The 11,256-nt window shown below is 53.7% G+C and carries 10 protein-coding genes; 3 read left to right on the top strand and 7 right to left on the bottom strand.

The features are described from left to right. Nucleotides 1–47: 47 nt before the first annotated feature. The 3 genes from JAO75_RS24565 to JAO75_RS24555 all read right to left on the bottom strand — a co-directional run bounded on the left by JAO75_RS24565 (nucleotide 48) and on the right by JAO75_RS24555 (nucleotide 2,613). A complete protein-coding gene (locus tag JAO75_RS24565; RefSeq protein ID WP_199051836.1) occupies nucleotides 48–656 on the bottom strand; it encodes a site-specific DNA-methyltransferase in 609 nt (202 codons plus the stop codon). A gap of 193 nt (nucleotides 657–849) precedes the next feature. Further along, complete coding sequence (locus JAO75_RS24560; protein WP_199051835.1) at nucleotides 850–1,212, bottom strand: hypothetical protein; 363 nt, start codon at nucleotides 1,210–1,212, stop codon at nucleotides 850–852. Nucleotides 1,213–1,458: 246 nt separating this feature from the next. After that, nucleotides 1,459–2,613, bottom strand: a complete 1,155-nt coding sequence (locus JAO75_RS24555) for a hypothetical protein (protein ID WP_199051834.1) — start codon at nucleotides 2,611–2,613, stop codon at nucleotides 1,459–1,461. A gap of 94 nt (nucleotides 2,614–2,707) precedes the next feature. Here JAO75_RS24555 and JAO75_RS24550 point away from each other — a divergent pair, with 94 nt between their 5' ends. Further along, nucleotides 2,708–3,460, top strand: a complete 753-nt coding sequence (locus JAO75_RS24550; protein ID WP_199051833.1) for a metallophosphoesterase — start codon at nucleotides 2,708–2,710, stop codon at nucleotides 3,458–3,460. On the opposite strand, the gene JAO75_RS24545 is transcribed toward JAO75_RS24550, so the two are convergent. Next, on the bottom strand, nucleotides 3,371–4,177 hold the full coding sequence (locus JAO75_RS24545) for a hypothetical protein (protein WP_199051832.1): 807 nt from the start codon (nucleotides 4,175–4,177) through the stop codon (nucleotides 3,371–3,373). The two genes, JAO75_RS24550 and JAO75_RS24545, sit on opposite strands and share 90 nt — an antisense overlap. 802 nt (nucleotides 4,178–4,979) lie before the next feature. After that, entirely contained in the window at nucleotides 4,980–7,568 is a 2,589-nt protein-coding gene (locus JAO75_RS24540) for a hypothetical protein (RefSeq protein ID WP_199051831.1), read from the bottom strand. Nucleotides 7,569–8,062: 494 nt separating this feature from the next. Between JAO75_RS24540 and JAO75_RS24535 the strand changes: the two genes are divergently transcribed. Beyond that, nucleotides 8,063–8,458 carry a hypothetical protein gene (locus JAO75_RS24535; protein WP_199051830.1) on the top strand — a complete coding sequence of 132 codons (396 nt, stop codon included), beginning with the start codon at nucleotides 8,063–8,065 and terminating at the stop codon, nucleotides 8,456–8,458. Between the two features lie 286 nt (nucleotides 8,459–8,744). Here the strand turns inward: JAO75_RS24535 and JAO75_RS24530 are convergent, their stop codons facing one another. Next, complete coding sequence (locus JAO75_RS24530; RefSeq protein WP_199051829.1) at nucleotides 8,745–9,086, bottom strand: hypothetical protein; 342 nt, start codon at nucleotides 9,084–9,086, stop codon at nucleotides 8,745–8,747. A 530-nt stretch (nucleotides 9,087–9,616) separates the two neighbouring features. Here JAO75_RS24530 and JAO75_RS24525 point away from each other — a divergent pair. Continuing rightward, nucleotides 9,617–10,504, top strand: coding sequence for a hypothetical protein (locus tag JAO75_RS24525; RefSeq protein WP_199051828.1), 888 nt, complete (start codon nucleotides 9,617–9,619; stop codon nucleotides 10,502–10,504). Between the two features lie 88 nt (nucleotides 10,505–10,592). On the opposite strand, the gene JAO75_RS24520 is transcribed toward JAO75_RS24525, so the two are convergent. Then, a complete protein-coding gene (locus tag JAO75_RS24520) occupies nucleotides 10,593–10,931 on the bottom strand; it encodes a Rap1a/Tai family immunity protein (protein WP_199051827.1) in 339 nt (112 codons plus the stop codon). Nucleotides 10,932–11,256 lie beyond the last annotated feature (325 nt).

Genomic DNA, 11,256 nt, shown 5'->3' with positions numbered 1-11,256 from the left:
ACAGATCACCCATCAGCGCCTCCAGAACAGAGACACTGAAGCACTCCTCAGGCCAAATTAATAGGTCCTGAGCCTAGCTCATTGAATGCTATATTATTGTTTTTGGAGTAAATAAGGAGATTTTCGTGGTTTTTGGAGATGTCATTATATGTTTGTCCACGCTTATTGCTCTCGACAATGACGTTAGCAACAAATCTGTTTGACCCAAATACCTCGTCCATCAACATTCGGAAGCGATGAACTTCGCTATCATCAAGTGAAACAAATATCACGGCATCAGAAGTCATGAATTCGCGGAGCAGGCGAATCCGGGGATACATCATGCAAAGCCACTTGTCGTGGCGAGATAAGTCCTCGGCCTCCTTACCTACGACCGTTCCAAGCCATTCTCTGATTTCGGGCGAGTTGACATTATCGTTATAAACCCACTCTTCATTACCTGTATTGTAGGGAGGGTCGATATATATGCACTTTATCTTGCCTGCATAGTATGGCAGCAGCGCTTTCAACGCCTCAAGATTGTCGCCCTGCACTATCAGATTGCCGGAGTCGGGGTCCCCAACAGATTTTTTCTTGTCGCAATGGATCAGCCGATAGGGCACCTCGCGATGATGGTTCACAACTGCTCGCTTACCAATCCAGTCGAGTGTCGGCATTCGCTGTCCTACTACTTCCAAGTACCCTACAGGGGCTCTTCTTTTCAGGGGAACCGCTTCTGACGACCCTCCTGTTCACGCCTTCGCATACACCAATTCCGTGTGCTAGAGCTTAACAGCAGAGGAGGCGCGGTGATGATGTTAATATCCCGCCACAAGGCGGGCCGCTAACGCCGTACCCAAGTTCCCGTCCTTACCGGAAGCCTCGTCGCCGCCAGATCTCATCAAAGGCTCCCTCGGCCTCCTTGAACCGGCGTTCTGCCTCTGCCTTCCGGCCGCCCGGTTGAAGGTCAGGATGAAGCGCGCGCCGGTATGCCTTGCGCGCAGCTTCAATGATGAACCGTGGCGCGGATGGATCAAGACCGACGCGCCGGAAGACCAGTTTCTCGAAACTTGGGGCACCCTCCATTGGATCTGGGTGCTGCCCTTTCTTCGGACGTTGGCCCTCAGCCTCTCGGAGCGCTTGCGTCAGCTTCTGAAGTTCACGTTCGAGTTGAAGCTTCTCCTCCGCCGCCTGCCTCAGAGAAACCTCAGACATCCCTACCCGCGCGCTCATCTCCTGATGCTGAGAGCGGAACCGAAGGAGTTCCCGGTAGAGCGATGGGAGACAACAGAGAACGAAACCCCACACAGTGATAAGGGACCATAATGGCCCATAGACAATCAGCAGCAACCCAGGCGCTGCGACGATGATGTTCCTCAGCGCCTGTGGAGTAAGCGGTTGAGCTAAGGCAGCATCTACAGCCTTTCGGAGCCAATCTGGTATCGTGACCAAACCATGAATTGAGGGCATTGAGAGATCTCAGGCTTCTTCGAAGTCGTGGAAGTCGCGCATAACCTGCTCCACCATCGCCTCCATTCCGTCAGTCGAATGGTCGTCCTCCTCAAGAGCATTAAGTTCTAGCCCATCAAAGTCGAGAAGACCCATCAGCCGAGCCACGGCGTTGTAGGGCTTTGCGTGCGCTACTCGCGCGGGGCATAGAATTCCAGCGGCTGTAATCTTCCGGTGGATCGCATGAGCGGTCCCCACATTGACGGGGAGATTGCGAGGACCATAGATGCCAGACAATAGCCAATGCCCCGCATTCAATCCAATAAGTTCGATAACGCTGGGCTCAGGCCGATACTCGACATAGGCGTTTCGGCCCACGATGCAGAAACCAATTTTCGTCTCTAAGCAGTTCTGGAAGCGAGCCGCTGCGTCACGCATGGCTTTGGGCGAACGAAGCACGACAAACTCGCCATCGTCTTGGATCGGCGGCGACAAGGGAAAGCGCTTCGCCTTTTGGAGCCAACGATCCGTCCACCGATCAAGGTGCCCATCAGGGCCGAGATCAGCGAGGCTCTTAGCAAGCTCCAATTCTGTCACAGAGGGCACGACGCGGCAGATCAGATCAATTGCCGCGCGAAACTCGGTAACCTGATCCGCCGAGCGGAAGCCGTCGATCAGATTAGGCAGCAAGAATGGAGGCCGAAGTGCTAAGAGGATAGCAGGGGCCGACGCTGACACGTCCTCCATCTGCCGCAGCACCTTGGCGCGGGCACGGTGTTCGGGCTGAGACAGGAGGGCGAGAATTGTGCTGTAGGTGGTCGGGCGAAGGGGTTTGTCTCCCAAGCGCCCAAGAACGCCAACCAGCCCCTCCACCGGCCCGTAAAGTGCGTGAACTATATCCCGCACACGGCGAGTCATCAGCACGGAGGAGATGAGTGCGAGGGGGCCTGAAACGTGCCGACGATCATTCGGGATCAGAGGGCGCAAGCGGGCAGCGACAGCTTCTATGCCATCGTGGGAGATAGCGGCGAGAACGGAGAAAATTGCCTGACGGCGCAGAGTGCTGGCCGAAATCGTAAAGCGGAGGATGCCAGGATGTGCTTCGTCATGGGAAATGAGAGCGCTTAATGCCCATCCGCTGAAGGATCGCGGCGCATGAGTTTTCACTTCCCGAAACAGGTCCAAAGGCAACTCCATAGCAGTTGAAAAAGCGATTCATTGTTGCAAAATCAAGCAGGTTTGTCAATATAAGTGTTTTGTGACAGAGATCCGTTACGTCATGTTCGACTTCTCAAGCGACCTTCACTTGGACAATGCTGCTATGGGCGGGCCATTTCGCTGGATCGGCAAAATTGATGTGAGGAAATACAAGAACCCGACATCAACAACACTTCTGATCGCTGGGGACACGAGCGAGAGCCTGAGCGATACCGTAGACTTCCTTAATGCGGCGGCAGATCATTACGAGCGGGTCATCGCCGTTCTGGGAAACCATGAAGAAGTTGATCGAGATGCGGTGACCCGCGACAACGTCCACATCCTCGATCTTGTGGGGCATGAGTACCGGAAAGACGGTATCGCCTACCTGGGTGGATGCTTAGAGGACGAGGCGGCAGTCGAAGTTGTGGCCCGGAAGCTCACTGCCGCCAAAAACGACGCCACGATTTCCCGCGTGATCGTGCTCTCTCACTTCGCACCCACGCCTCGATTGAGCGATTTGACCGGTGGGAACTTCAGGGAGAAATGCAACGGCCTCCTCGATATGGTCGGTCCTCCTCTGAAGGATACGACCATCGTCTTCGGGCACGTTCACTTGCCCTTCAATTTGATGTTGGACGGCTATCGGCTTCTGTCAGATCCCAGAGGTTACAGGGGCATCAGGCGCGATGGGTCTGCATGGCGGGGAAAGTTCGCTACGTTCGCATCGTTAGCGGGTATTCCCTTAGCTACTCACGTAAGCGATATAAGCCAAGGCAATCAGGATAAGCGTGCCGAGAAGGCTTACACGACGGAGTATGGTTTCAAGTTGTGAGAGTTGGGACGATATGTTGACGGCTTGAGCTTGGATAACTCCGACCTGTAAGCGCGCCTCCTCTTGCTCGTGCTCGCGCTTGTCCATCGCAGCTTCGGCATCCGGATCGGCTTTGGCCGGTTCAGGAATCAAAACTGTTTCTGCCTCACGCCATCCTATGCCGGTCAAGGGCCACGGCTGGTCGAATGGGTTTTCCGAGTTCGGGCTTTCACTTGATCGAAATAATGTGCGGTCTTGCGGCTCCCGATACTCTTCATCCTTCAAAATCCAAATGCCTTTTGGGGAGCCGGTAAACCATAGGTTCTCAAGGCGTCCGTTCCTTACCGCTTCATATAAGTTCTCGAAAAGCTCAGATGGCAAAGATACTTGTATATCGAAAGTCTCGGGAATATAGGCGCTTATATCATCATCCTCTGCAACATACTTGACGTTAATTAGGCCATTTAGAAGTTTCTCGTCTTCGATGACCCAATGTTTATGTATGGTCGAAATTGAAAGACTGAGGTCAACATGCGTCCTGTGGGAATCCGTATTCCGTAAGGCAGCAAACGATGCTCCCTTTGCTATACCCTCTATAGTAAGACTTGGCTCTATGCTGCCACGGTAGTTCCTGAAAGATCGGACTAGGGTTAGGGATTTTGCGACAAATGAAATATGCCTCGTTTCGAGCGGGGTAAGCGGTGATTGTGCCGCTCCTGAAGCCTCGTCTTGTACCATGCAAACTCCTCGCTTCCGGTGGCGTGGCTTAGAACAAGATCATCGTGTAGGGCGTCCCTCAGTGGGCATGTGGGATTGTGTAGCATCCCAATCCTCTCAGAATAGGACAATACTTCTGTCCCTCAAGCCCTGCCGCCGCTGTCCGTCCCTCAGATCTCGCTCACGGGAATCCATCATATTGCTGCCCGCGCTCCATGCTGGCGAATGCTTGCTGCTCCACGGAATTGCTCGCACCCCTCAGCTTCAAGGCCATTGCGTCCGAATAAATACTTCTCAGGAATCAATTATTCCCGAGGATTGAAGATGAGATATTTTGAAATTGCCCGCCTCTATAGTGAAGAGCGTCAGAAATTTTTGAGCACCGCGACATTGTACGTTCTTGAAGGAGAATGGGAGCGGTTGCAGGCCATTCTCAAGCAGTTCCGTTCGGCTGAAATCATTGAAGTCCGTCCACTCTGCCGCTTTTCGGGGATGAGTGTTGACGTGTGTTGCCGGTCTAGTGCGGACGCCTCAAGACTTCTAGGGGTTTGGCACGACAACTCCATTGATGCGCTCTGCCGTGTTGCTGCGGAGCTAGAGCCCCGCAGTGAGGGGGTCCGTTGGGACTGACGCGGCAACAATGGGAGGCTGGCCAGTAGCCGTCCATGAACATGACTATTTCGACACCTCGCATGGTCCAGGGACGCTCTCCCTCTGTGCTTGGCATCAGCCCGTAGCGCTCCGGCTGTGCCTTCAGAGCATCCCGCATGGATCTCACGCTGCACAGGAACACGGGGGAGACCCATATTGGGGCCAATCTGGATCATGCAGCTTTGCGGAGGCAACGCAGAATATTCTTGATCTCTGCGCGACGTTCACTCGGATGCCGGGCCTTTGAAGCTTCCTGACAAAGGGTCTGCTCGATCTCGTGATCCGACAGTGCAGCAGCCTTCAGCCTCCATGCCAGCCGGTTGAACTCCGTGTTGCCCATACCCGGCAGCATGGCGACCGCAGCCCATTCATCGAGCGCCTTCTTGACCCTCTCTGCCTGCTTTGCAGCCGCACCGTTCAGAGCTTCTTCGCTAAGCTTTGCCTGGATTGCCTTCAGGGGTGGGGCCGCGTTGTCGTTCACCACAGGAACCGTTGGCTTAGCCACTACGGTTGGGGCGACCGCAGCCGCAAGCGGCGGCACCGGGATGTCCCGCACCAGTCCATACAGATCCAATGCGGTCCCCGGCACTTCCATGAAGAAACTGTCAGGGCGCTTGGCGGGGACGAAGAGGACGCAGGCTGGGTTCAGCTTGGTCACGTCGAACCCGTGAACCCCAGAGAACTTCGCTGGATCGCGACGGGATGGCTTTTGGTTCAATTCCTTCTCGGTCCACCATCCGGCCATGCTCAAGCGCTCCATAATGTAGGCGGCGACGAGCTTGTAGTTCTCGATGTCGATCAGATGTTCGGTGGGGACGATGACGCGCCACTTTGGCTTTGCTTCCGTGTGGCTCCATGAGGAATGGAACACCATGCGCCAACCCGGAAACAGAGCCGAGAAGTCTTCTGGTGTCAGATCGCCACCGTCAAAATCAAGAATAATGTTACGGACGTAAGCGATGTTGTCGTAGCCACGGCTCGTCTCGGCCCCATTGTTCGCCACGTACATCGACGGGGAGTAGGCCGACAGCCCTTCCTTGTTCTCGAACTCCTGCTCCGAGAAGTCCCGGTATAAGGCCACGAGATCATCGAACGAACCCTCAAAGGGCAAGCCCTCCTTCGAGAACTTGTCAGCGAAGAACGTGCCTTGGAAGGTGGTGCGGTCCAGACTGGTCAAGCCGATGTTCTTAGGCTCCATCATGCAGGCGATGATCTCGTCGCCCTTAGTGCGGTTCAGATTATTGTTGCGGGTTTCTAAACCGTTCACGACATCAAGCCGGATCAGACGTTCAAGGATGGTGTCTTTGGTGTGCCTCTCACGGGCACGCTGTGCTTGCTTGCGGGCGGTCGAATTCGAGTGGACCTTGGGACGACCGGCCTTGCCATTGTTCTTCGAGATCGGGCCGTCGAACAGGCCGAGGTCGTGGACACGCGAACCGGGGTACATGGACTGCAACCAGTAGGCCGTTTGGCTGTCAGGAACGAACCACATCTTCGGGTTCAGGTTCCTCGGGTCGCGGATGCTGGTCCGGTTCGCGGCCTGATACATGGCCTGCCGGAACATTGCCGTCTGGACGACCTCCGGCTCGACATCGGCATAACGCTTCAGGAAGGCGAAGTGGGCCGGTGGAGGGTTCAGCGCCGACATTAGGAAGGCATGGTCAATGTGCTGGTAGACGTTCAGGCCGTGGGTCACATTAGGCAGACGTTCGCAGTTCTCGAAGAAGGGCTTCTTGATGTCGGCGTTCTTGAACTCCGCGATCAGCTTTGAGCCGACCATCTCCTTGGCCTTCTCCCTGATCGCGTCGAGGACAGAACCAGTCGTGCCGTCCACGCGCTCCACGACCTTGTCACGGACACTTTTGGACCACGGCTGATCGACCCCGTAGTGGATGTCGAGAAGGTCGCCGTTGTCATGACTGCGGCGATACAGCTTGAAGCTGCTCGATACGTCCTTGAACTCGACGGGGACTTTCGGGTTGGTCAGGTTCGACCACAGGATGAATAGAAGGCTTTCCTCGAAGCAGGCACCGGCAATGTAGACGGCTTTGAACGGCTCGAACACAGTCGGGGCCATGAAGGCATGACCGACCAGTTGACGGGCCACGCCGTTCACGTCGGTCTCGGCGATCAGGCGTTCGTAGTTCTGCGCGTTGACGTACACCGACCAGTGCGGGGAAACTACGCTGTCAGCGAACCCTCTAAATTTCTCATAGACCTCATCACCGCGCTTATTGGCAGCAATCTTGCGGATGGCCGACACGTCCTTGGCTCCGATCCTCCAATACTCCGGATGCGTGCGGTCGGTAACTTCGAGATGGCGGGTCAGCAGTTCATGAGTGTCGGGGATGTTCAGGCCGAAGCTGCGCTCCACCGGGGGAATCTCGTCCACCGCCAGCATCCACTTCTTGCCGTAGAACAGGTGGGACGGCAGGGCAAAGAAGGCAGAATGGGTGATGATGAGGATTTCACCTTTTTCCGGGTCGGTCGTTTCCAGATGGTTCGTGATGGTCTGGATCACCTTGCACGGATGAGTTTGGGATGTGATCGCCGTCACCAACTCCATGTCCACCTTCATGGCCGGGAAGGTCGCCTGGATGGTCTCGTGGATCAGTTGTGTGGTCGGCTGGATCAGGATGATCTTGTGGCCCACCTTGGCGAGGCGGTCAGCCCAAGCTGCAATTGCGTAGGTCTTGCCCGCACCGCAAATGCCGTTGATGTAGCTGATGACAATGCTAGATGTACTTGGAATAGATGACATTGAAAATAACTCATAGATAATGAAGCAACAGTAACTGATATGTACCTTTCTTGTCACTTTATTTATCTAGCGCACGCAATTGCGTGACATACTCTTGGATATAACTGAATTTTAATTTCCTGACTAAGACAATGGGTCACGAAATACTATAATAAGAAATAGCGTGACATCTCATTCGGCCCATGAAGCCAAAGAAGAACACCGAAGGCTGATGAAATCAGTGTTGCGCGGGACGTTGCGCTTGTTGGATGGCCGACAGCCCTCCTTGCACAGTTCGTAAGTCTCGCACAAAGCCCGCGCTTAGTGGTTTAGGGTGTCCGACCGACGTCCTGCTGGCCCGGCGACCTGCCCCCGCCCATTTGGGGAACGAGCCCACCTCGCTTTCTGAGACCTCCCCTCACCTAATCGCCTTGCTAAATTCAATAGTGTGTAGGCTTGACTTAGCTAAGAATATGCTACATATAGGCATAGTCGCCACACCAAAGGACGCCGACATGCTTACTACATCCCAGACCGAAATCGTTCTCGCCACCCTTGAAGAGAACGATCCCGAGATCGCCGTGAAGATCGTGAAGGGCCTTATCCGGGGCTTCATGCGGGATAACGAAACCGCCCCGGAAACGGAAGAAACTGAACATAGTCCGGATGATAGGGCTAGTCCGAAAGGTGGTCCGACTGTTGATCCAGCGTGGTATCGCGCGGACATCAACGGTCAGACGAAGCTTTCTCCCGAGGGCGAAGAGCATATCTATTCGCTCTACGATCAGGGCGTGTCGATCTACTCAGCCGCCAAGAAAATGGGCATCTCGTATCAGGCCGCGAAGCACAGGTTTGGTTCGTGGGAAAAGCTTGCCGCCGCTGGCAAGCGCCCGAATGCAAAGTCGCAGTAAGCTAGGGGGTACATCCAATGAGCACTGAAAGCATCACGTACACTGTTGATAAGGCGTGGTTCCGCCCCTATGGCAGGCACCTTTCGGATCTCGGCGTCTCCGTTCTTTATGGGCTCTTCGCGCAGGGCGTCTCGATCACCGAAGCAGCCAAGCGTTTCAACATCACGTATAGTGGGTGTTGGAACCGGTATCGAAAGTGGTCGAAGAAGCACTCGAAGAAGGCTTAGAATGACAGCATGATAAAGGGCGCTCTTCGGAGCGCCCTTTTTGAAGCTTCGGTGAAATCTCAAAGATCCAGCGACTTGAGCCATGTGTTCAGAGCCTGTTCGGGAGTCTCAATGCCACTGGATTTGCACTCCTCGATCACGCAGTGAACGGCGAGGGGTTCGAGCAATTCGCCTTCATAAAAGACGGCACGAGCAACCATGTGCCAGTCCGTGCCCGTGATCTCATACCGCCACGTCTCTGCACCATGAGAAGGGACGCCATACCTGTTCCACGTTTGCTCGGCTTTGATGCTTACATCATCCTCGACAAACGGTTCGAAAGGCGGAACCAGATATTGTCGGATCAATTTTTGAACAGCAATTTGGTTCGCAATGTAAATTGCAGCAATATTGGCTTTCATTCTAAGGGCACCTTCCTTCAAGAAATATGTTTCGGTGCCATTATTTAGGTAAATAGACAGAATGATTGCCGCCAACCTGTCACAGATCTATCTTCATCTTCGCCAGATGGGCCTCGTTCGCTGTAAACGGGATCTGTCTACAAATTTTCTTGGTAAAAACCGGGCCTACCTAAAGAACATCGAGGCTCGCGCACCGCTCACCGTGCCTCGGCGGGTTGTTCAGACACTGCGATCCCGCCTTGCTGAGGTCGAGAGGTTCTGCCCACCAGGGATTGCTCGGGAGATTGGGGAGATCATCGCTGGCATCGACAGGGATTGTCTTGTGGCACGACGCTTGGGCTGGGGCCGGTAGATCAGATCGAACTCGGATGATTGCTAGGGCGCTCTCCGGAGAGCGCGCCCTTCCTTATGCCGCCGATGCTAGGTCCGGTGGACAGAGTGATAAAAATCCATATCAACTACTGACATGCGAAAATGCTCACGCTCTTGAGCACTTTCACGCTTGCTTCGGATATCGCTTGTGGTGGCACATGGATGAGACGACCTTTTATGTAGAAACGGACGACATCACCGCATTGAAACTCAGCTTTTGGGACATCGACCAGATTATGAAGTCTCCACATGATAGTGAAAATTCACCGCTGTCCTTAGATTTCAGAGTTCTACCGGATTTGTCCGTATTAAAGCGCACGAAAAGATTTGGGGTCGCGAGAACATTGGAGGCGCTGGCGAAACAATCGTGCGTATTCGATTTGAGTTGCTACGAGTATACGCGCCATCGAGGCAGCCACTTTAATAGTAACACCCGTTCCAATTACGAATTCGGTCCTCTGCTGTGGAGCATTTCCGCTACATATATCGAGACCGGTTATTTGAACAAAGGTACAATCTCGCAGGTACTCGATTATCTCTACTTGGGTCAATCACAAAGTGGCATTTTTTCGATGAGCTATGTGACTGTAAACGATCCAAATGATAGACTGGTTGAGTTTGCAAATTACTACTTCAAAATTAGAGAACCGCTCGCTCAACCGCAAACTTGGATAGATCTTAAGTTAGGGATGCGCGTGAAGTGTCCTTGCGACCACGTCGGATTTGTCAACGATAAATTGGTATCATCCTTACTTTCGAAGAAGATGTCGCTTGATGACATTGAATCACGTTTGAGGTGTGATGAGTGTGGCTTGACGGGCGAAATGAGTGTGCTGCCGGTTTACACTGAACGTACACCTAAGAGCCTTTTACATAGAACGGGTTGGGTGCCGTGCAGGGAAATGCCTCCAACAATTAAAAAACCAGCCCGGAGAGAATCTGAACTTGGTAGCATGTACAACGCTTTGGGAGGCGACGGAACTAGCCCGGTTTACCTCGGAGACGGAGCTTACCTGTCTTCATCCGGTAAAGTACTCGACGACTAGGGTTGGATGACCTTTGCAACTCTTCTTACTTTTCTTTCAAATGCCGGAAAACTCGTCCTTGCATTTCCTCATAATGTTCCTGCCTCCGTCATCTTGGACACGGGAACGCATCCTGTAGAGCCAAGATCAGCACGCCGCCAACCGGATCAGCCATCATCTTTGGGCGCGTCTTTACATAGTCCCGAAGCACACCCACGTACTGTTCAGAGACAAGGCGAACTTTGGTTGGCTCGCAGAAAAGGGTCTTGCCATGATGATAGTTGTCAGCGGTGGCATACCAGCCCATCCCATTCGACAGACCCGTGATGTAGGCAAGGTTTAGAGGATCGTCTGCGTTCTTCAAAAACTCCCGAACGGATAGTTCAGCGTGTGCAGACGTAGCGATCCCCACAAAAGCGGCAACAGCAACAAAAAATAGCTTTTTCATTATGGGCCCCGAAATTTCGAGAAACATAGCTTAGTCAGACGATCCTGTTCCAGTCCTAGTATTTGAAGATGGTTTATCCTTCATGCCCTGGCCTCCCTCTGCGTGAAACAATACCCAGGCCCTAGAGCGACTGAACCTTAGCACCGGGAGAAGACCTTTATGCTTTTCTGGCCGATGATACGTCAGGTTCAAACGCCACCTTTCGAAGCCTGTCATCGGTCACAGTCTTTCTCAGAGTTTTCCCAACATCGCCTGTTCCAAAAACCCCTCTGGTTTTTGCACTTAGGGTGCCCCCGCAAGTCCTTGTTTTCTGGTCCTCGCAGAG

This window comes from Microvirga splendida (assembly GCF_016427565.1).
Classification (GTDB): domain Bacteria; phylum Pseudomonadota; class Alphaproteobacteria; order Rhizobiales; family Beijerinckiaceae; genus Microvirga; species Microvirga splendida.
The sequence above is the reverse complement of the archived record's forward strand: the minus strand, read 5'-3'. Positions and strand labels throughout refer to the sequence as shown.